This is a genomic window from Exiguobacterium sp. s122 (genome assembly GCF_018618475.1).
Lineage (GTDB): Bacteria > Bacillota > Bacilli > Exiguobacteriales > Exiguobacteriaceae > Exiguobacterium > Exiguobacterium himgiriensis.
Genome location: NZ_JACSMD010000003.1, coordinates 136,765 through 158,016 on the forward strand (window position 1 = coordinate 136,765; position 21,252 = coordinate 158,016).

Sequence of the window (21,252 nt, forward strand, 5' to 3'; positions counted from 1 at the left end):
GGACATGGTGCTAATTGCATCCATCAAAAGAGGGAGACACGGTCATTTCCGTGACTCCCGATTCGTTATGCTTTCGTCTTCCGTTTTTTCTTTTCAGCGATACGAGCTGCCTCGGCTTGTCGTTTCTCGGCGTAGCGAAGTTCGCGTTCGAGTTTGACGAAACTTTGGTAACGTTTCGCATCGAGTGTTCCCGATTCAATCGCTTGCCGAACCGCACAGCCTGGTTCTGCTTGATGCGAGCAGTCGCGGAACCGGCAGGCATCCGCAAGCGTTTCGATATCGCGGAACGTATCGTCGAGATGATCAGCCCCGTCCCAGAGACCGAACTCACGCATACCCGGTGTATCGATGACGAACAAATCCTCGATTTGGAACAGCGCGCGATGTGTCGTCGTATGCTTGCCCCGTTCATCCCGTTCCCGGACAGCTTGGGTCGTTGCAATCGTCTCACCGGCGAGTGCGTTCGTGAGCGTCGATTTGCCGACACCGGATGAACCGACGAGCGCAATCGTGCTCCCACTCGGTAAAGCCATACATAGCGACTCGACACCATCCCCGGTGAGTGAACTGACAGGAAAGACGTCGACTCCGGGGACCGTCAAGTGGATGTCGCCGACAAGTGTCTCTACATCATCGGCTTGATCGCTTTTTGTCAAGACGATGAGCGGTGTCGCGCCGGTCTCCCAAGCGGCGAGCGAGTAACGCTCGAGGCGGCGCAGGTTGAAGTCGTGGCCGCACGCCATCGTGATTAAAATGAAATCGACGTTCGCGCAGATCAGCTGTTCGCGCGTCTCGTTGCCGGCCGCTGCCCGTGAAAGGACAGTGCGTCGTTCAAGGAGACGTCGAATCAAGCCTTGACCATGCTCGCGAACGGTGAATTCGACATAGTCACCGATGACGGGATAATCGCGCTCGCTCTCGGCCTCATGCCGAAATTTTCCGGATACGCTACACGTGTAGGTTTCGTTCTCCGTCGTGACTGTGTACATATGTTGGAACTGTGCCGTGACACGTCCCGTTGTGCTTATTGTTTGATTCAAATAGAATCCTCCCTTTAGTAGTGGAGGACAGTCGCCCTCCGATTGGCTGACAAGGTCGGTACTGCATGGATTAGGGTGCTCATAAAACATCATCCTTTCGTTGTTCGATAGCAGTAGTATACCACATCGATTGAGAACGCTAACATCTCAGTCTTCAGACCGAGGGAAAACAGGCCTTCCGCTCGTCGCACCAAGAAAAATAACGTATTATGATAAGAGTGTACTTAACGAGGAGGGATGACAGATGAATCGCCAGGTGAAGCAAGCGCTGTTCATCGTGGCCGCAATCTCTTTAGTTCTCGTTCTAATCGGCTTTTTACCAAATATGATTTTATTTGGTTTGGGGGCGCTCTTAGCACTGTGGGCTGGAGTCAGATTCATGGCTGTGACACATGTCGGCGCGAAAATCGGTTACGGCATACTCGCCGTAGTCGGGATACTCACTGTATTGTCGAACATTTGGGCATTGATCGGAATTTTGGTGGCATGGATCCTGTTTAAAGGGTATATGATGTATGCCAACCAAAAGCGGGATGTCGAGATTTTTAATGCGGACGGGTCACGTGCGAGTGGAAGAAGTAGCTTTCAATCGTTTGACCAAGTTTGGCAGAAGTTTGTAAACCGTCGCTAAGATTCACAAGGAGGATACGATGATGAAGACACCATTTGACCAGTTTCGTGATTTAGCTAATGAGTTGACGAAAGAGATATCGAAAGAAATGAAGAAGTATCAAGACAAAGAAGCCCCGCGTACGAGTGGCGAAGCCGAGTTGAACCGTCATATCCGCGGTGCTGAAAAAGAAGCGTTGTCGGTGGAGCGTCTCGTCGAGCGTCAAAAAACGTTGCTTGACGAATTGGCGACAAAACGAGATGACGCCAAACAGATGGCCGATAAGCGCTATGAGCAGACGGAATTGGCGAAAAAAGCAGGCGAAGAGAAGTTGGCAGAACGGGCCGCTCTCGAGTCGAAGCATTACGGGGAACAATACCGTTATTTCGAAGGCTTGATCGATGAAGGAACGCGGGAACTCGACGCCCTCGAGCGACGCGCCCTTGAAATGCGCTTGAAGCTCGATGAAATGCAAAACAAACGGTACGAGTTTGCGATGCGTCAAAACATGGACTTGTTGAAAGGTGCGCTCGACCAAATCTTTGGAGCAGATCCATCGAAATCGCATCCGTTCACAGAAGAGGAAGAAAAGAAAGAGTCAACTTCAGAAGAATCAATCGATTCGGCAGATGAGGATGACTTCGAAGCAAAACTGAAAGAACTTGAGCGTCGTTTCAAACAAGACTGACGCAACGGTTCAGCGATGGTCCGAGATAGGTTCGGACCATCGCTTCTTTGCTTCATCTTACATATTAGGAGAGGAGGAAGCCGGATGGAACGTTGGAACACACGCCAAATCATCGGATTTATGATTATCTTATTCGCCATCGGTCTATTCATCGATATCGTCACTGGCGGCAATAGCATTCTGTTCAGCATGATTTTACCGCTACTTTTGCTTTACATCGGACGTCGCTTTAGCCGAAAAGGCAATCAGCCGGTCAGCTATGTCTTTTACGGCATCGGAGGCATCATGCTCGTCGGACTCATCTTCTCATCGGCAGCGTTTGGGTTCGTTTTATCAGGACTTTTGCTCATGTTCGGGTATCGCCTTTATAAAAATCGTCCACTCGAATCGAATCGATTCCGCACCCATCTCCGGCAAGAGCAGGCGTTTTCGTTTGGCACGAAAGAGTCAGGACATTACGTGTTGAAAGACACGAACGAGTTCTTCTTACTTCGTGATGTCGAAATGGACTTGTCTCGCGCCATCATTCCGGAAGGGGAGACGTTTTTACTGTTAAATGGACTCGCCGGTGACGTCCGCATCCTGATTCCGGCTGGGTATGATTATTCGATTGATGCCTCGATTGGATTTGGGAAGATTCAAGTCGACGAATCGAACTATTCACCGGTCTTCAATCGTCGATTCTATACAGCGTCGGACGACTATCCGACGGCGACACGCAAAGTCCGGATTCATATCGTGCTCATGAGCGGAAGTGTCGAGGTGATGACGGTATGAAAAAAGATTCCTATCCAAGGACGGTCGTCTGGCATCAACTATTCAGCAGCTTGTTGACGGCACTGTTCGTCACATCAGCCTTTTTAATAGGTGACTCGACTTCACTCCGAGATTTGTTTACACGTGAAGAAGGGTTGCCTTTCGGTGTGTCCATCCTCGTCATCGCCGTTTTGATTGGCAGTGTGTTCGGGGTCGGGTCCTACTTTTACTTACGTCGCGATTTTCGAGAAGTCGCGAACGCCCTATGGAAATTAGAGAACCAAAAAGAAATCACGTTTCGTCCGTTGTCGCCTTATCGCGACACGTTAGAGCGAATCGTCCGGATCAGTAAACAACGGACCGAGATGGTCGAGGTCGCCAAACGCGTCGGGGACCGTCCCGTCAGCGTCGAGGAGGCGCGAAGTGAGGCGGTCGTTGAAGAGCGTCGCCGTGTGGCCCGCGAGTTGCACGACTCTGTCAGTCAACAACTGTACGCCATCTCGATGATGACGACGGCGGCCAAACAGACGATCAATGCCAAACCGGACGTCGCCGCGAAACAAATCGCACAAGTCGAGGTCATGGCTCAAACCGCCCAAGCAGAGATGCGCTCGCTTCTTTTGCAACTGCGTCCTGTCGAGCTCGAAGGGATGACGCTGAAGACCGGGATTGAACGATTGTTAGAAGAGCTGTCCCGTAAACAATCGACTGAGCTTGTGTGGCGGCTTGAAGAAGTGCATTTATCCCGTCACACCGAGAACGAACTGTTTCGAATCGTCCAAGAAGCGATCAGCAACACCCTCCGTCATGCCAAAGCGAAGCGACTCGAGATTGAGATGCGGACCGTCCAACAGACGGTCATCTTGAAAATCAATGATGACGGCATCGGGTTTAATGTCGATGATACACAAGTCGCTTCATATGGCTTACAATCGATAAGAGAGAGAACGGCTGAGGTCGGTGGGACGTTACGTCTCGTGAGTGTCCCCGGTGCCGGTACTCAAATTGAAGTGCGCGTGAAACAACAAGTGGAGGGATTGGAATGATTCGAGTCGTATTAATTGATGACCACGAAATGGTCCGGGCCGGAGTGTCGGCTTTCTTGTCGACCCAACCGGATATTGAAGTCGTGGGCGAAGCCTCGGACGGGGCGACGGGCGCAGAACTCGCTATCGCGGAGAAACCGGACGTCGTTTTAATGGACCTCGTCATGGAGCCGGTCGACGGTGTCGAGTCGACGAAACGCATTAAGGCGAGCTGGAAAGAGGCGAAGATTCTAGTCGTGACGAGCTTTTTGGATGATGAGAAAGTGTATCCGGTCATCGAGGCCGGGGCGATGAGTTACGTCTTGAAGACGGCGAACGCGAACGAGATTGCCGACGCCATCCGTCAGACGGCAGCCGGCAATCCCGTCATGGCCGCGCAAGTGACCGGGAAGATGCTCGAACGTCTCCGTCATCCGGAAACGACACTTCACGAGAGTCTGACGGCACGAGAGCGTGAGATTTTACAGCTGATGGCCGAAGGGAAAGCGAATCAAGTCATCGCCGACGAATTGTACATTTCGCTCAAGACGGTAAAGACACACGTGTCGAACATTTTGACGAAGCTCGACGTGTATGACCGGACCCAAGCCGTCGTCTATGCGTTCCAACATAATTTGGTGAGTAAATGAGCGGTGTCATGATTCCGACGTTAGAGACGGAACGGCTGACGTTGCGGCCGCTCGAGGTAGTCGACGCAAGTTAGTTGTTCCCGATTTTTTCGAACGCGGCCGTCTTGAAGCATTATGGGATGGAGCCCCATGTCACGGTTGACGAGACAATCCAGATGGTGACGAACATGGTCGAAGGAATGCAGACGGGCACGGCAATCCGATGGGGAATCATACGCAAACGCGATTTGACCTTGATGGGGACGATTGGCTTTCATAACTTGGCTCGGCGTCATCGCCGTGCTGAAATCGGTTATGAGATTCATCCGGACTATTGGCATAACGGTTATGCGTCCGAAGCGTTGCGCCGGACGCTCGACTATGCCACCCACGTGGCAGATTTTGAACGGGTCGGGGCGGTCGTCTACACGGGGAACATCGCGTCGCAACACATGCTTGAGCGGAACGGGTTTTTACGCGAAGGCACGCTCCGGCACTATATGCGCCAAGCGGAGAAAGCGCATGACGTCTATATGTATAGCTACATACACGAAAGGCAGGATCACGAATGATCCTGCCTTTTACCGTTTCTGCGCCTCAATCTGTTCGTCAATTTCTGATAGGTATTCCCATCGTTCCATTTTCGAATCGAGCGCTTCTTTCAGCGTCGAGATTTCAGCATAAATCTCATTCACTTTTCCGAGGTCGCTGCCGGCATCGGCCAAGCGTGCCTCGGCGGTCTCGATGGCAGACTCAAGTGAGGCGATGTCGTCCTCAATCGTCTCCCATTCCTTCTGTTCTTTAAACGTGAATTTGACGACGTCCGTCTTGACGCGCTCCTTCTTCTCTTTCGGTTCCTTTTTCGCTTGAACTTTCGTCTCTTCGAGCGAGGCCAAGTAGTCGCTATACTCGGCATGGTACACGTTGATTGCACCGTCTTCGAACGCGATGAGTCGACCGGCAATCCGATCTAGGAAATAGCGGTCGTGACTGACGGCGATGACAGTTCCGGGGAAGGATTCCAAATAGTCCTCGAGAACGGATAACGTCTCGGTATCGAGATCGTTCGTCGGTTCATCTAAGAACAAGACGTTCGGTTCATCCATTAAGATGCGCATGAGGACGAGACGACGTTTTTCGCCGCCCGAAAGTTTCGCAATCGGTTTATACTGGGCGTCTGGAGTAAACAAGAACCGCTCGAGCATCTGACTCGCCGTAATCGATTCACCGTCTGGGGTGTGAATGACTTGGGCGATGCGCTCGATTTCATCGATGACACGGCGTGACAAATCCTCGAACTCGACTTGTTGGCCGTAGTATCCGATGTGAACGGTCTCGCCATGTACGATTGAACCAGACGTCGGCTCAAGTCGTTTCGCAAGGAGATTCATAAGCGTCGTTTTCCCGCTTCCGTTCGGACCGACGATGCCGTACCGTTCACGACGTCCGAATAGCCAGTTAAATTCACGGATGATTGGCGTGGCCTCATATTGGAACGAAAGGTCTTCGACTTCGATGACCTTTTTCCCGAGACGACGCGATCCGACAGACACGTCGAGCGCTTCGTCTTCAGCGAGCGATTCTTGATGTTTCAAGTCTTCGACACGTTGGATTCGGGCTTTCTGTTTCGTCGTCCGTGCTTTGGCGCCGCGTCGGAGCCAAGCGAGTTCGCGCCGTAAGATGTTCTGCCGTTTTTGTTCCATCGATTGGGCCCGTGCTTTCCGTTCGGCTCGTTTCTCAAGGAACAGCTCATAGTTTCCGTCATAGAAATAGCTCGTCCCGTCCGCAATCTCTAAAATGTGATTCGTGACACGATTCAAAAAGTAACGGTCGTGCGTGATGAGTAAGATGGCCCCGCGATAGTCCGCGAGCACCGTCTCGAGCCAAGCGATCGTATCGGCATCGAGTTCGTTCGTCGGCTCGTCAAGCAAGAGCAAGTCCGCTTCATCGAGCAGGGCCGCAGCGAGGGCGACCCGCTTTTGTTGGCCGCCAGATAAAGAACTGACGTCAGCTGTCACGTCCGGAAGGCCAAGTCGGTTTAAAATCGATTTTAATTTCGCCTCGGTCTCCCATGCGTCAGCGGCGTCGACGGCTTGTTGAGCTTTCATGAACCGTTCAAGTCGTTGTTCGCTCGCGGGGTCGGCCTCAAGTTGTTGTCGGGCTCGTTCATACGCTTTGAGTGCGAGGACGGACGGGGTGTCACTCGTGAACAAGGCGTCTAAAATGGTTTGGTTAGGTGCGAATTCGACCGTCTGTGTCAAATAGCGGATGCGATAATCGTTCGGGTGTTGCATCGTGCCCCGGTCGGCCGTCTCATCGCCAGCGATGATTTTCATGAACGTCGATTTTCCGGAACCGTTGACGCCAATGATTCCAATGCGGTTTCCCGGATGAATCGTCATCGTCACGTCGTCGAATAGGACTTTGTCGGCAAACTCTTTATGGATGCCTTCGATTGTAAGCAAACTCATGACTCGTCTCCTTCCACGACTTGGCGAATCGCGGCTTCGACCGTGGCGGCGATTTCTTTATTCGGGATATCGGCCGGATCGATGGACGGAAGAAACGTCACGTCGACTGTGCCTGGCGTGATGCGATTTTTCATCTCGAGCAGATGGTGACTTCCTTGAATGGCGACCGGTACGATTTTAGCTCCGCTCGACGTGGCGAGCGTCAAACTGCCGGCTTTGAATTCTTTGATCGGTCCGCCTTTTGAGCGTGTGCCTTCTGGGAAGATAATAATCGATTGGCCAGATTTAATCGTCTCGACTCCAGAGCGAATCGCCTGGATGGATTGACGTCGGTCGCTCCGGTCGATAAAGATACAACCCATCAATTCCATCCAACGCGGGATAATCGGGAATTTCTGTACCTCAATTTTCGAGATGAACGCTTTCGGATGTTTCGTTGCCGTGATCATAATCGGGACGTCGAAATTCCCTTGATGGTTCGCAACGTAGACGACCGGTTCGTTCGGAATGTTTTCGAGGCCCGTCACGCGAACCTTTGCCCCGGCGACCTTTAATAAGAAGTTGGCCCATTTATAAGCGATTTCTTGAACATAGCTGTAGCGAGCTGGGACTTCCAGCGTGCGTGCTTTCTTCAAGAACGGTAACGTCACGGGGAGTACAGCGAAAAACGAGAAAAACCAAATAGCGGTGCGGATCATACAGTTGTCTCCTTTCCATGTAGCGCGCAATAAGAAAGAGTCTTCTTCTCAAATGGAGAATCCGACTCTACGGCATGAAACCTTATTCCCAGAAGCGAGAATCGCTTTCCTCTTCTTCTTCCTCGAGTTCGAACGTAATTCGTTTATTCACCGGGTCGACGACGAAGTAAGCTCCGTCTTGTTCGATGCTTTTAATTTGCATCGCCTGATCGTTCCCGATTTCAAGGGTGAGCCGAATCCGGTTGTCGTGATCGACGAGTAAGATTCCGTCTTCCTTTAACCACAGCTCCATTACCGGTGAGTAACGTAATAACCATTCGTTCGATAAGGGGATTTCATTCATACGTGTATGTGCCTCCTACGGTTCAATTCCGTTATGCGATCTACTATCTTCATTAGAATAACAAAACTGACCGTCGAAGACGAGTGTTATGTAGAGCGTTTGCGCGAGCTAGAATGCATCCGGGCGACGATTCGATTGATTCGCTTTTGGTCACGTCGTTCTTTGATAAGGTGGTTCGTTTGAGCGATTAGTTGCTTGAACGATGACAACCCCATCGCGAGTAGCGCGGCGAATAAGAACGTGCCGATCGGATCCTTGAAAAAACCGGTTTGGAACGAGACGGATAAACCGACGACCGAGATAATCGTGGCGAGAAAGTAAAATAGCATGAGTGACTCTTCCTTTCCGACAGGATTCAAAAAGTATCGAACGTTATGTTCGTTCGACACCGGTTCGATAAATTCCTTTTTCTGTCGAACACAAGAAAAAAACGCCTTCTCGAACGGAGAGGCGTTTCACTCTTGGACCATAGTGACGGATGAAGATACATTCGTATCCACACCGTTTGAGAAAATGAAGCTGAGTGAAGCGAGAAGGGCGAAGAACGTAATTAATAATCCCTTCATGAAGCGTTTCGCAAAAGAGCGAGATTGAACATCAAACATTTTATATCCCCCGTTCGGCAGTGGCTGAAACCTAATTGTTTAACAACACTCCTCTAATAATAACGTTTTCAAAATGTGGATACTAGATGGAAATATCTCGTTCACGAAATTGTCACAATTATTCAAACATTGACGACGCATCCATGCCATTTTTTCGCTTCATCTTATCGTCCCTGTTCACATTTTGGTCACATTTGTTTGGGGGAAGAAAAAGGAACATGATATGATTAGGAACGTGTGTAGGTAGGTATACTGACAGTAATAGAAGAAAAAAGGATGTGGATCATATGGCATTACGTGCAGGAGAAGTCGTAGACTTGGTCGCGGAACGTTCCGCTGATTTCGGTGTGTTCATCGGAAACGGTCGTGAAGAAGTACTGCTTCATCGAAAAGAGCAAACGGAAGAAGTCACGGTCGGACAGACGGTGCGTGTCTTCCTTTATCATGATTCAGAAGGACGGCTCGCCTCGACGATGACGATTCCGAACGTGACGTTCGATGAGTACGAATGGTTCGAAGTGACGGGTGTCCGGTACAATACGGGCGTGTTCGTCAATATCGGGATTCAAAAAGATGTGCTCGTCTCACAAGACGACCTTCCTGAAAATCGGTCGTACTGGCCAAAAGAAGGCGACAAGCTATGCGTTCGCCTCAAGTACGACCAAAAAGGGCGTCTGTTAGGCGACCCGGCTCCATACGCTTACTTGAATTTATTAGCTCGCCCCGCAAAAGAAGAGTGGGGCAACCAAGACGTGTCGGCAATCGTATTAAATAAACGAGACGTCGGGGTCAACGTTTGGGTCGAGAACGAGTCACTCGGTTTCTTACATGAAGCGGAGATGACAAGATGGCCACGCCTTGGGGAACAATTGACAGTCCGCGTGACGAAAGTGAAACAAGACGGGACGGTACTCGTCTCAATGAAGCCACGTGCGTACGAAGCGATTGAAGGGGACGCAGGAAACGTTCTCTCTTATATTGAAGAACGAGGTGGCCAAATGCCTTATGGCGATAAAACGGCACCTGACATCATCGACCGGGAGTTCGGGATGAGCAAAGCGGCCTTCAAACGTGCCCTCGGTAAGTTATTAAAAGAAAAGCGAGTTGAAAAGCTCGACAACGGGTACAAATTGAAATAAGATTACTCATGCTGACGCAGTCATGAAAAGTTTTAGAATGTATTTCTTTCATTTTAGAAACGAATACGTTATAGTTAGTAAAGTTGACTAAGAGGAAACATTGAAAGAACGTCTGTTGAACGAACTCTCAGACGTTTTTTGTATGAACAAAGGAGAATATAATTTGACAAAATTCCAAGATTTACAGTTAAGTGAAGCATTAGTAAAAGGTGTACTCAAGATGGGCTTCGAAGAAGCCACACCGATTCAAGCTGAAACAATTCCTGTCGCACTCACTGGAGTGGACGTATTAGGACAAGCACAAACAGGTACAGGGAAAACAGCAGCTTTCGGTATTCCGACAATTGAGCGAATCGATTCAAAGGCGCGTCAAGTCCAAGCACTCGTTCTTGCACCGACACGTGAACTTGCGATTCAAGTTGCAGAAGAATTGAACAAAATCGGGGAAGCGAAACGTGTATACGCACTCCCTGTTTACGGTGGTCAACAAATCGACCGTCAAATCCGCGGCTTGAAAAAGAACCCACAAATCGTCGTTGCGACACCAGGACGTCTCATGGACCACATGAAACGCAAGACGATCAAACTCGACGAGATCCAAACGGTCATCTTGGACGAGGCGGATGAAATGCTCAACATGGGCTTCGTAGAAGATATCGAGACGATTTTGGCTGGTCTTCCAGCTGAGCGTCAGACGCTTCTCTTCTCAGCGACGATGCCACCACAGATCAAGAAGATTGCTGAACGCTTCATGAAGTCGCCGACAATCATCAAAGTAAAAGCGAAGGAAATGACAGTTGAGAACATCAACCAACAGTTCCTCGAATTGCGCGAAGGCCAGAAATTCGATACGCTTTGCCGTTTGATTGACATCGACTCACCAGAACTCAGCATCATCTTCGCTCGTACGAAGAAACGCGTTGACGAAGTGACAGAAGCCCTTATCAAGCGTGGTTACACGGCTGATGGTCTTCACGGTGACTTGACGCAATCAAAACGCGACCAAGTCATCCGTCGTTTCAAAAACGGCACGATTGACATCTTAGTCGCAACAGACGTTGCAGCACGTGGTCTCGACATCTCAGGTGTCACACACGTGTACAACTTCGATGTGCCACAAGACCCGGAAAGCTACGTGCACCGGATCGGACGTACAGGCCGTGCTGGTAAAACAGGTACTGCTCTTACGTTCATCACGCCACGTGAGTTCGGCCAAGTCAAAGCAATCGAGCGTGTGACGAACAAGAAGATGAACCGTCGTCACGTACCGACAATCGCGGAAGTACTTGAAGGCAACCAAAAGCAAGCAGCTGAAGAGTTGATCGAACGCGTTCAAGCGGGCGACTTCAAAGCTTACACGCAACTTGCGACAGAGCTTCTTGAAGAGTATGAAGCAGTTGAAATTCTTGCGGCAGCCCTTCGTGGATTGACGAAAGAGCCGGATTCAACACCAGTTGAAATCTCATACGCAGACCCAATTCGCGTGAAGCGTCAAGGCGGACGCAACGACCGCGGTGGATACCGTGGAAACCGTAGTGGCGGCGGCGAACGTCGTGGCGGCGGAGACCGTGGCGGCCGTAGCGGTGGCGGCGGTGGATACCGTGGCAAACGTAGCGGTGGAGACGACCGTCGTCGTTCGGACGATCGCCGTCGTTCAGACGACCGTGGCCCACGCCGTCCACGTGACTAATCGATAAATCAAAACCGCATTTCCTTAAGTGGATTTGCGGTTTTTTTATTGCGGTCATGCTACACTAAACGAGTAGAGATGGAAGGATGAGGTGTCAACGGATGGTAGAACTTAGTTTCGGTTTCGTCATACTGTTGGTATGTGTATTGGCGTTAAAGCCAATCGTATCAAAGACGGACCGGCCGAATTTTCGCTATATCCCCGTAGCGACGTTACTATTTGGCGCGATGATTTGGCTCGTCATGGCCATCGGTGTCGGTGGGAAAATGGGAATCGGCTATGGGGTAATGAGTATCGTGTATTTCATTGCTTGTTTCGGTGCCTATATGTATGTGCATACACGAGCGAGCTGAAACCGGCTCGCTTTCTTATTTTTGATTAAATGAATGAGGTGATGACGAGTGGATGCAGTGGATGTGATGATGAATCCAGACGAAGTCGAGGTGACGTATGAGCCCGTTCTTGGAGCGGCGACGTTTCAAGTCGAAGGCTATATGGTGCATGGCCAGTTTAGGGGTGAATCGCTCACATCGTTCTTTTATGATGACGACGTGCCGGTCGAATATCAGCTCGATATCGCCAAGCGGATGGAGCGTTTGGCTGCGGAGTCGCTCCGGGATGCAAAACAGTTCGTCACGTTTCGCTGTCGGGCTGAATGGATCCTTGAAGAAGGGGGCGAAGCGTTTCTCGCACCGCTTCACGAATTGAACTTCCCGCTCCATCGCATCTACGTGACGATTCAAGGGACCGACCTCGTCGATGTGTCGAGGTTATCGCGTGTCGTCCAGTATTACCGTTCATACGGTGTAAAAATCGCGCTCGACTGTGCGGAATCGACGAGCATCGAAGACATCATGGCCATCGCGCCGGAACTATTGCTCGTTGACTTGGCGACGATGGTCGAGAAAAAGACGTTATCGGTGACGTATCCACACATGCTGCAGACGATGGAGTACATCGCTTCAAAACTTGGGGCTCCGCTACTTTATAAGTCAATCGATCACGTCGGTCAGTTACGTTACGCGTGGCAACATGGCGGACGTTATTATATGGGCGGGTTACTAGGTCAACGAACGATGTCACCTGTATACGAGACGAAAGGAATGGGTGTGCTCGCACAAGAAGTGCCGTCGTTCTTTCTTCATGATCAGGAACGGTTGCAGCGCCTCTATGAACTCGAGTTTGAGTTACACCGTCAAATTCAAGAGCTCGTTCAGACTGGAAAATGGTCTCGAGACAAGAAGGATGAATGGTTACTTCATATCGCTGCGAAGCTCGAAGGGAAATTTGTCCGATATTATCTAACTGACCGGACCGGATTCCAGACGAGTGCGAACATCTATCAGGCCGATGCTGAATGGAAGGTCGACAATACGTATCGGGGATATAACTGGAGTTTTCGCCCATACTTTATTCAGACGATGGCGGCGATGAGTGTCCGTGGACGCGGTTACTTATCCGACGATTATCGGGATTTCAGCTCGAATGAAGTGACGCGGACGTTTAGCTACCCGTTACCGGACGGCATGTTCTTGTTTGCCGATTTGTCAGAGGAATACTTATATCAAAACCGATTATTAGATTGAAAGAGGGATGCAGGATGCTTGATTATGATTACGATGCGTTACGTGAGATTGGCCGAATCGTGGCCTTGGCGAGAGATGAAATGGCGAAAGCGGTCACGCCCGGTATCACAACAAAACAACTGGATGAGATTGGACAACGGATTCTTGAAGCGGAAGGTGCGGCCTCTGCGCCGATCACGATGTATGAGTTCCCCGGCTATACATGTATCTCTGTCAATGAGATTGCAGCGCACGGGATTCCAGGCGAGCTCGTCATTCAAGATGGGGACCTCGTCAACATCGACGTCTCGGCCGTAAAAGACGGGTATTATGCGGACACGGGCCGAACGGTCATTGCCGGTACGCCGAAATCGTCACAGCACGAGCGACTTGTCGAAGTTTCCCTCACGTCGCTTGAAGCGGGACTCAGCAAAGTAAAAGCCGGGACGAAAGTGAACCAGATCGGGAAAGCGATTTATGCCGATGCCCGTAAGAATGGCTTCACGGTCATCCGTAACTTGGCCGGACATGGCTTAGGGCGTACGCTTCACGGAGAGCCAGAGTCGATTTCGAACTACTACAACCGGGAAGAGAACGACATCTTGAAAGTCGGTCAAGTCATTGCCGTTGAGACGTTCATTTCGACGAAAGATGAAATCGTCTACCAATCAGAAGAGGACGGCTGGTCGCTCTTCACACCGAACAACAGTCTCGTGTCTCAATTTGAGCACACGGTCGTCGTTACTGAGGATGGCTATGAAGTATTGACGGGCTCGTTCCGTTAAATAATAAAAGGCAGATGACTATGTCATCCGCCTTTTTTATTTGAGCCGAATCGTCTCTTCAGCCAGGTGCTGAATCATCGCCCAGTCAGGTCTCGGATCGTCCGGGAGTGTCAAGACACCGTTTTTGACTTCGAGTGGGGCATCTAGCAAATCGGTCTCGAAATAGGCACTCGTTCCAGCCATGTCGGCCGGGAAGGCGGCGCCGCTCAAGGAAGCGAACAAAAGCGTATGATAACGCCCGATTGCGGATTCGTACATCCCACCGACCCAATACGGCACATTCATCTCACGGATAGCGAGTGCCTCTGTCAAGCCCCCGACACGGGCCGGTTTGATGTTGACGATTCGTCCGGCGTCGAGTCTCGTCATCGTTTCGACGTCTTGTCGGCACGAGATGGACTCATCGAGACAAAGCGGAGTGTCAAGCCGGGCTTGCAAATCGGCAGATGCGCCCCAGTGGGTGCTCGGGAACGGTTGTTCAATCATCAAGAGACGATACGTATCCAACTGTTCGAACCATGATTGCGGTTCATTCCCACCGCTACCGTTCAAATCGATCATGAGTGGGGCGTCAGGGAAGACAGCACGTATCTCGTTCAACGAAGACAATAAATCTTCGGGCGCCGCTTTTAATTTGATGCGATCGAATCCTGCCGTGAGTGCTTCTTCGATTGCGTTTAACGTTTGGGTTAAAAGGCCGATGCCAATCGTTCGACCACAAGCGACTTGATCACCTGCGCCGAGCAATTGTTTGAGCGAAGTCTCCCTCCGGGCCGCTTCAATTTCCCAACACGCACTTTCCCACATCGCCTTCGTCATCGGATGGCCGATGATGGAGTGAGCGAGCGTCAGGAACGATTGAGGCGATATGAGGTGACCTTCTAACAGTTTCGTAATCAGTGTCGAGGCGTCGATTGTCGAACGGATGGTCTCTGCCGTATACCAGGGTGTCTCGAAGGCGACACCTTCCCCGTATCCGACGAGGCCATCGGTTGTCTCGATTCGGAGGATGACCGTTCGTCGCGTCGAGAGGACAGAATGGGCGGTCACGATCGGGTGTTTGAACGTCAATGGCACAATGTACAAGTCAGCGCGTCGAATCATAAGCGGTCTCCTTTAAACGATGGCGCATCAATTTTCCGTTCGCATTACGAGGGAGTTCGCGGACAGAATAAAACGCCTTCGGATGTTTATAACTAGCTAGATGTTCCGTCAGCAGACGTTCGAGTTCGAGCGCGTCATACGTTCCGACGATATAGGCGACTGGGACCGTTCCCCACTTCGCATCTGGACGTCCGGTGACACCGACGTCTTCAATACCCGGGCATCTTCGAAGTACACTCTCAATTTCAGCCGGATAGACATTCTCCCCTCCAGAGATGATTAAGTCACTTCTCCGGTCATGAACATACAAATAGCCGTCTTGGATTGTACCCAAATCGCCGGTCCGCCAAAACCCGTCTTCCGTCCATGCGTCGGCCTCGGGTTGTTTATAAAAGCCGGGTGTGACGGTCGGTCCGCTTACTTCGATTTCTCCATCTGAATTGATTCGGATGCGGGTCGGCAAGATGGTTCGTCCGCTAGAGCCGAGATGGTCGAGTGCTTCCGACGGGAGTAACGTCGCCACTTGGGAACACGTCTCGGTCATCCCGTAAGTTTGGGCGACCGGAATGTGGCGTCGCTCGGCTTCTTCGAGAAGCGGTTGAGGGACGGGTCCACCTCCGACGAGTACGACGTGAAGGGCGTGGCGTTTGAGCCCGATTGCGAGTAACTGGTCGAGCATGACGGCGACGAGCGAGACATGGGTGATGCCTTCTTTTTCAATCAAGTCACATGTCCGTGCGGCATCAAACTTCGGTTCTACATAGAGCGTCGAACCGAAACAGGCGGCGCGATACACTTGGGCGAGTCCGCTCATATGGAACAGCGGGGTAACGATGAGCATGCGATCATGTTCATCATACCCGAGGTGATGTCGGGCGGCCTCGGCGCTCGCGACGTGGTTGCCGTATGTCTGCTTCACGGCTTTCGCGCGTCCGGTCGTCCCGGATGTGAACATGAGCGACATTACCTCGTCTTGTTTCCACGCATGGAAGTCAGAGATCGGTTCGTCGTCGCGCATCGTAAGCGTGAACTGTGGAACCGGAATGTCAAACGGCTCATCGACGAGCATCAACTCGACATCCGCCGTCTGAAGTTGAGCTTCAATCTCACTCTTTGTTAACCGCGTATTCAAAGGAACGAGTGTTTTCCCAAGCAAGCGGACGGCATGAATGGCGATGACGTAATCGGCGCTATTGGCTGCATACAAGCCGATATGACGTGCATCGGGTGCGTTGCGCTTAATCAAGTGAGCGAGACGTGCGCTCTCATTCCGTAAGGCGCCCCACGTCATCCGGTGGTCAGATGTGACGAGGGCGAGACGATCCGTCGCGTGATTCAATATATTCATCGGGCATACCTCCAAAAAAAGAGTAGCGAAGTCGCTACTCTCGTACAAATTAAGGGAAACGCGGGAATTGACCGAAGTCTGGGTCGCGTTTTTCTTTGAACGCGTCGCGTCCTTCTTTTGCTTCATCTGTCGTGTAATAAAGGAGCGTCGCATCGCCTGCGAGCTGCTGAAGACCAGCGAGGCCATCCGTGTCGGCGTTCATCGCTGCTTTCAAGAAGCGGAGTGCAGTCGGTGAGTGTTGAAGAATCTCTTGGCACCACTGAATTGTTTCCGCTTCAAGTTGATCGAGTGGGACGACCGTGTTGACGAGTCCCATGTCGAGTGCTTCTTGTGCGTCGTACTGACGGCAAAGGTACCAAATCTCACGGGCTTTCTTATGCCCGATGATGCGTGCCAAATAGCCTGAGCCGTATCCAGCGTCGAACGAACCGACTTTTGGTCCGGTTTGACCGAAACGCGCGTTATCCGCAGCAATCGTCAAGTCACAGACGACGTGTAAGACGTGCCCGCCGCCGATGGCAAAGCCAGCGACCATCGCGATGACCGGTTTTGGAATGACGCGAATCAAACGTTGAAGATCGAGAACGTTCAAGCGTGGAATCTCATCGTCACCGACGTATCCACCATGGCCACGAACCTTTTGGTCGCCACCTGAACAGAACGCTTTTTCGCCTTCACCTGTCAAGATGATGACGCCGACTTCTTTGTCGTCACGGGCGCGCGCGAACGCGTCAATCAACTCGTTGACCGTGAGCGGACGAAAGGCGTTCCGTACTTCTGGGCGGTTGATCGTGATTTTGGCGATCCCGTTCCATTTCTCATATTTGATATCTTCATACGTTCGGACCGAAGTCCAGTTTGCTACTGATTCCATTTTCATTTCCCCCTAAAATCAATTTCTCTATCATTGTACCAAATTGTTGGGCATTCTCGATATGTGGAGCATGGCCGGCGTCGGGAATTTCATGGATGCGAATATGCGCTTGGCGCAGTTGCATCCGTTTTGCAATCTCCCGAAACTTTAAATCGTGTTTTCCGACAATCAAATCGGTACGTGGCAACCGGTCGAGCATCGGCCAGACGGACGGCATACTGCCGGTTCCGATGGCGCGAAGGTGATCGGCGAGCGCCTCAGGACGCTGGGCCAACCGCTCTGGCCGAAGTGCCGCGCGCATCTCTTCGGTCTGATGCCAAAGTGGGAGTCGTTCCCACCGATTGACGAACGCTTCGATGCCGTGCTGTTCAAGAAAACCGGCGAGCGCTGCGTCTTGCGTTCTGCGCTCTTTCCGCAAGGTAGCGGACTCGAGCCCCGCGGTCGTGCTAATCCCGATGAAATGCTCGACCCGGTCGTCACATGCGGCTAGCGTCATGCCGATTCGGCCTCCGAGCGAATAGCCGATGACCGTCCATGGTCGATCGTCGCGGTCGAGCAGGGCCGAGAGGTCCCGGACTTGTTGACTCATCCGCATCCGGCCAATGGATTCGTGACTCGTTCCGCCATGCCCGAGGAGCGACGGGGAGATGAGACGTGCGGGTAAGTCAGGAAAGCGGTCAATCCAGCTTCCTTGCCCGGTAAATCCATGCAAGAGCAGGACAGGGCGTCCGCTACCGCGCTCGAACAGTTCATAATCGACTCCTCGAATTTGATGCATCACGTCCCGTTCTCCAACGTCAAACGGTCACAGAGCGAACTCGTCCATTCGCGATGGGCTCTGACGTTCTCGGCCCGATCGGACGGGAATTCAATCAAGTGGATCCCCGCTTCAATCGCTTCCTGAATAGCTTCTGGCTCTTCGACGAGGCGATAGCTCAAGCCATACGTATCGGCAAAGCCACGGATATTCAACTCAAGTGGAGTCCCGAACAAGTCTTCGAACAGTTGAGGCTCGATGGACGCTTGTGGCAGGAACGAGAAGATGCCGCCCCCGTTATTATTGACGATGACGACCGAGAACGTGCCGGGATGCGTCTTCAACAGCTGAAGCGCGTTGCTGTCATGGTAAAAGGCCAAGTCGCCGACGAGCAAAGCGGCTCGTTCTGTATCGTAACAAGCCCCGAGCGCGCTGGATAAAATCCCATCGATTCCATTCGCACCGCGATTGGCGAGTACATCGAGCGGTTGACCTGCCCGTAACGTCGTGTCGACGTCTCGGATCGGCATACTGTTGCTGACGAATAGTCGCTCAATCGAGGTATTGAGCAATTGACGGGTCAAGGCACTTTCTCCTGTCAGTCCGCCCTTGGCAGCTTCTGTCGTACGTTCGAGCGCGCTGAGCCGGGCGCGATACGCGTCGTCGTACATGTTATTGATTTCACGTAAATAGTCACGCGCATCCCCGTACACGAGAATCGCTGTGCTAGAAGGGTCTCGAAACGACCCGGGCTGTTCGATGATGACTTGGGTCGTGCGTCCGAGCCATTGGTTCAATCGTTTCGAGACAGGTGCGGCCCCGAACCGAATGATCGTATCGGGAAGCCACTCGTCCCGATGCTCACTTGCGAGCCACGTATCATAGTTGACGCATACGTCCTCAAAGCGTCGCATCCCACTGAGTGGGTCTGCGAAAATCGGGATGCGATGGGTGGCCGCCGTCTCCTGTATTGCCGGTAACCAGTCGAGCGGTGTACCAGGTCCGACGAGGAAGGCGAGCCGTTCGACGTGAAGGCATGTGTTGAACCGGGACACGTCTTGTGGCGTCGGGCGGAAGTAGGTCGGCTCGTTCAATTCGTACGTTGACGTGAACAGCGTCTTCAACTGTTCGATATCAGGTAAGAGCGGTTCGCGAAACGGAACGTTGACGTGAACGGGTCCAAGCGGTGCTGATGCGGCGAGACGGACGAACCGGCTGATGGTCTGGCCCATATAGGACAAGGAAGACTCGTCTGGTACCGGCAAATCGACACTTGCTTTCACATGTTCGCCGTAGAGACGAACTTGATCGATTGCTTGCGGTGCTCCGACGTTTCGCAATTCATGCGGCCGGTCAGTCGTGAGCACGACGAGAGGCAACTGCGCAATCGTCGCCTCGGCGATGGCTGAAAAATAGTTCGTCGCGGCCGTTCCGCTCGTGCAGACGAGCGCGACCGGTCGAATCGTTTCGCTCGATCGGGTCAAGCCGAGTGCAAAGTAGGCGGCCGAACGTTCGTCGACAATGATATGGTGCCGAATTTCTGGGTGAAGATAGGATGCCATAGCGAGCGGTGTCGAACGAGATCCTGGACTGATGACGACGTCCTTGACGCCTTGTTCGACGAGCCGGTTCACCATATGGGCAACCCATTTGGTTAACGTGTCGTTCATGATGGACTGCCTCCTGGTACAGCTGGGTTTAATCCGAGTGCTTCTTTGATTGGACTCAATTTCATCTCGGTCTCTGCTAATTCGGATTCAAGCTCAGACTCTTGGACGATTCCACAGCCTGCATACATCGCGACAAATTGATGATGGACGAGCGCAGATCGAATGGCAACGACAAACTCGCCTTCGCCTTCGGTGCTCAACCATCCGAACGGTGAACCGTACCAACCGCGGTCGAATCGCTCGATGTCACGTAGCAACCGAACGGACGTCCGTTTCGGATAGCCGCCGAGGGCAGGGGTCGGATGAAGCGATTCGATGATGGACAACAGCGATGCGTTCGTATCAAGTGTCGCTCGAATCGGTGTGTGCAGATGATAGACAGAGCGCGTCTCTAAAATACGTGGTGACTCCGGAACCTTGATTGTTGCTGAGTAAGGGGCGAGTGCATGTTGAATATCTTTGACGACAATTTGATGTTCTTCAAGGTTTTTCTGATCGTGAAGCAAGTGCGCTTTCGCCGCCTCGGCTTCGTCTTCTGAGAGTGGACGTTTCGTCGTCCCGGCGATGGCTGCCGTCTCGATATACGGTCCCTCTTTTTTCACTAATCGCTCTGGCGTAGCGCCGAAGAAGCCCATTTCTCGTTTCGGTTGATATAAGAAGATGTAGCTTCCGAGCTGTTGCGCTTCGAGATGACGTAACGTCTCGGCAAACGGAAACGCTTCATCGGACGTCTGGTAAATCTCTTCTCGGGCGATGACAATCTTTTCAACTTTTTCTTCCTTGATCGCTTGTTTGGCTTGTTGGAAGCTCGATTTAAAATGATCGACCCCATTCTTCACTTGCGTATACGTAGGGGACGGGCTGTCTGGCGTCTGGAGCGAGCTAAACTGGGCCAACTGGTCTGCTAATTGAATCAAGTACTGTTCGACCGATTGTTTTGCCGATACGAGCGTCGACACGGTCAGCGTGTGCGTATCGCCGAGCCGGCGATATAAAAATTTCGGCACGACGAGTGAAGCTTCCCCGAACGCTTCCCACATGTTCTTTTGAGGCCGAACGAACGTATCGAATGAAAAGCCCGAGAACGCGTATAAAATCGCGTCGACGTCTCGGCGATGCAAGCTCCAGTCGTACTGTAGTCGCTGAAAGCGCTCCGCACCTGACGCTGTTAGAACGAGGGCGTCGGCACAGCCGAGCATCTCGAGGGAACGGTCAGCGGAAGTGAAATAATAATGGGACGTTTCCGTGTTTTGAATGATATGAAACGCATCGAACGAAGGGATTTCCCACGTGTAAGACGCAAGGACAGGACGTTGCCAAGCGCGGGCACGTTTATGGGCCTGTTCGATTCGTTGTTTAATATGTGTTTGAGTATCTGGCATGAACGAAAAGCCTCCTCAATCCGATAGAATTCTCATCTTTTAGTGTATCATGACTTGGCTGCTGACCCGCCTG

At 51.8% G+C, this 21,252-nt stretch carries 22 protein-coding genes; 11 read left to right on the top strand and 11 right to left on the bottom strand.

The features are described 5' to 3' along the window. Positions 1-65: 65 nt before the first annotated feature. Positions 66-1,040, bottom strand: coding sequence for a ribosome small subunit-dependent GTPase A (gene rsgA, locus KNP92_RS13145; protein ID WP_214841248.1), 975 nt, complete (start codon positions 1,038-1,040; stop codon positions 66-68). 244 nt (positions 1,041-1,284) lie between these two features. Here rsgA and KNP92_RS13150 point away from each other — a divergent pair, with 244 nt between their 5' ends. The 6 genes from KNP92_RS13150 to KNP92_RS13175 all read left to right on the top strand — a co-directional run bounded on the left by KNP92_RS13150 (position 1,285) and on the right by KNP92_RS13175 (position 5,320). Beyond that, positions 1,285-1,671: a lmo0954 family membrane protein gene (locus tag KNP92_RS13150; protein WP_214841255.1), complete on the top strand. Its 387-nt coding sequence runs from the start codon at positions 1,285-1,287 to the stop codon at positions 1,669-1,671. Positions 1,672-1,693: 22 nt separating this feature from the next. Next, a complete protein-coding gene (locus KNP92_RS13155) occupies positions 1,694-2,338 on the top strand; it encodes a PspA/IM30 family protein (protein WP_214841257.1) in 645 nt (214 codons plus the stop codon). Positions 2,339-2,422: 84 nt separating this feature from the next. Then, positions 2,423-3,115 (top strand): cell wall-active antibiotics response protein LiaF, encoded by a 693-nt coding sequence (gene liaF, locus KNP92_RS13160; protein WP_214841264.1) that lies wholly within the window; start codon positions 2,423-2,425, stop codon positions 3,113-3,115. After that, positions 3,112-4,140: a sensor histidine kinase gene (locus KNP92_RS13165; RefSeq protein WP_214841266.1), complete on the top strand. Its 1,029-nt coding sequence runs from the start codon at positions 3,112-3,114 to the stop codon at positions 4,138-4,140. The genes liaF and KNP92_RS13165 overlap by 4 nt, the downstream gene beginning before the upstream one ends. Continuing rightward, on the top strand, positions 4,137-4,769 hold the full coding sequence (locus KNP92_RS13170) for a response regulator (protein ID WP_024371642.1): 633 nt from the start codon (positions 4,137-4,139) through the stop codon (positions 4,767-4,769). Before KNP92_RS13165 ends, KNP92_RS13170 begins: the two co-directional genes overlap by 4 nt. A 74-nt stretch (positions 4,770-4,843) precedes the next feature. Next, positions 4,844-5,320 carry a GNAT family N-acetyltransferase gene (locus KNP92_RS13175; RefSeq protein WP_251136593.1) on the top strand — a complete coding sequence of 159 codons (477 nt, stop codon included), beginning with the start codon at positions 4,844-4,846 and terminating at the stop codon, positions 5,318-5,320. Between the two features lie 9 nt (positions 5,321-5,329). On the opposite strand, the gene KNP92_RS13180 is transcribed toward KNP92_RS13175, so the two are convergent. The 4 genes from KNP92_RS13180 to KNP92_RS13195 form a co-directional block, all read right to left on the bottom strand. Continuing rightward, positions 5,330-7,219: an ABC-F family ATP-binding cassette domain-containing protein gene (locus KNP92_RS13180; RefSeq protein ID WP_214841268.1), complete on the bottom strand. Its 1,890-nt coding sequence runs from the start codon at positions 7,217-7,219 to the stop codon at positions 5,330-5,332. Next, on the bottom strand, positions 7,216-7,917 hold the full coding sequence (locus KNP92_RS13185; protein ID WP_214841270.1) for a lysophospholipid acyltransferase family protein: 702 nt from the start codon (positions 7,915-7,917) through the stop codon (positions 7,216-7,218). The genes KNP92_RS13180 and KNP92_RS13185 overlap by 4 nt, the downstream gene beginning before the upstream one ends. Positions 7,918-7,999: 82 nt before the next feature. Continuing rightward, complete coding sequence (locus KNP92_RS13190) at positions 8,000-8,260, bottom strand: hypothetical protein (RefSeq protein WP_214841272.1); 261 nt, start codon at positions 8,258-8,260, stop codon at positions 8,000-8,002. Between the two features lie 86 nt (positions 8,261-8,346). After that, positions 8,347-8,589, bottom strand: a complete 243-nt coding sequence (locus KNP92_RS13195) for a hypothetical protein (protein WP_214841279.1) — start codon at positions 8,587-8,589, stop codon at positions 8,347-8,349. Between the two features lie 563 nt (positions 8,590-9,152). On the opposite strand from KNP92_RS13195, the gene KNP92_RS13200 reads away from it, so the two are divergent. From KNP92_RS13200 to map, 5 genes are all read left to right on the top strand, one after another. Beyond that, positions 9,153-10,004, top strand: a complete 852-nt coding sequence (locus KNP92_RS13200; protein WP_034803867.1) for a CvfB family protein — start codon at positions 9,153-9,155, stop codon at positions 10,002-10,004. 163 nt (positions 10,005-10,167) lie between these two features. Continuing rightward, positions 10,168-11,694, top strand: coding sequence for a degradosome RNA helicase CshA (cshA, locus tag KNP92_RS13205; protein WP_152545845.1), 1,527 nt, complete (start codon positions 10,168-10,170; stop codon positions 11,692-11,694). Positions 11,695-11,795: 101 nt separating this feature from the next. Continuing rightward, a complete protein-coding gene (locus tag KNP92_RS13210) occupies positions 11,796-12,047 on the top strand; it encodes a hypothetical protein (RefSeq protein WP_034803864.1) in 252 nt (83 codons plus the stop codon). 48 nt (positions 12,048-12,095) lie between these two features. Continuing rightward, positions 12,096-13,280 (top strand): EAL-associated domain-containing protein, encoded by a 1,185-nt coding sequence (locus tag KNP92_RS13215; RefSeq protein WP_214841281.1) that lies wholly within the window; start codon positions 12,096-12,098, stop codon positions 13,278-13,280. A 14-nt stretch (positions 13,281-13,294) separates the two neighbouring features. Beyond that, positions 13,295-14,044, top strand: a complete 750-nt coding sequence (map, locus tag KNP92_RS13220) for a type I methionyl aminopeptidase (protein ID WP_214841283.1) — start codon at positions 13,295-13,297, stop codon at positions 14,042-14,044. Between the two features lie 36 nt (positions 14,045-14,080). Here the strand turns inward: map and menC are convergent, their stop codons facing one another. The 6 genes from menC to KNP92_RS13250 are packed head-to-tail and all read right to left on the bottom strand — an operon-like array spanning position 14,081 to position 21,179. Further along, positions 14,081-15,148 carry an o-succinylbenzoate synthase gene (menC, locus tag KNP92_RS13225; protein WP_214841285.1) on the bottom strand — a complete coding sequence of 356 codons (1,068 nt, stop codon included), beginning with the start codon at positions 15,146-15,148 and terminating at the stop codon, positions 14,081-14,083. After that, a complete protein-coding gene (menE, locus tag KNP92_RS13230) occupies positions 15,132-16,496 on the bottom strand; it encodes an o-succinylbenzoate--CoA ligase (RefSeq protein WP_214841287.1) in 1,365 nt (454 codons plus the stop codon). The genes menC and menE overlap by 17 nt, the downstream gene beginning before the upstream one ends. 49 nt (positions 16,497-16,545) lie before the next feature. Beyond that, positions 16,546-17,370: a 1,4-dihydroxy-2-naphthoyl-CoA synthase gene (gene menB / locus KNP92_RS13235; RefSeq protein ID WP_214841289.1), complete on the bottom strand. Its 825-nt coding sequence runs from the start codon at positions 17,368-17,370 to the stop codon at positions 16,546-16,548. Continuing rightward, positions 17,330-18,148 (bottom strand): alpha/beta fold hydrolase, encoded by an 819-nt coding sequence (locus tag KNP92_RS13240; protein ID WP_214841291.1) that lies wholly within the window; start codon positions 18,146-18,148, stop codon positions 17,330-17,332. The genes menB and KNP92_RS13240 overlap by 41 nt, the downstream gene beginning before the upstream one ends. Beyond that, positions 18,148-19,797 carry a 2-succinyl-5-enolpyruvyl-6-hydroxy-3-cyclohexene-1-carboxylic-acid synthase gene (gene menD / locus KNP92_RS13245; RefSeq protein ID WP_214841293.1) on the bottom strand — a complete coding sequence of 550 codons (1,650 nt, stop codon included), beginning with the start codon at positions 19,795-19,797 and terminating at the stop codon, positions 18,148-18,150. The genes KNP92_RS13240 and menD overlap by 1 nt, the downstream gene beginning before the upstream one ends. Beyond that, entirely contained in the window at positions 19,794-21,179 is a 1,386-nt protein-coding gene (locus KNP92_RS13250) for an isochorismate synthase (RefSeq protein WP_214841295.1), read from the bottom strand. Before KNP92_RS13250 ends, menD begins: the two co-directional genes overlap by 4 nt. Positions 21,180-21,252: the final 73 nt, after the last annotated feature.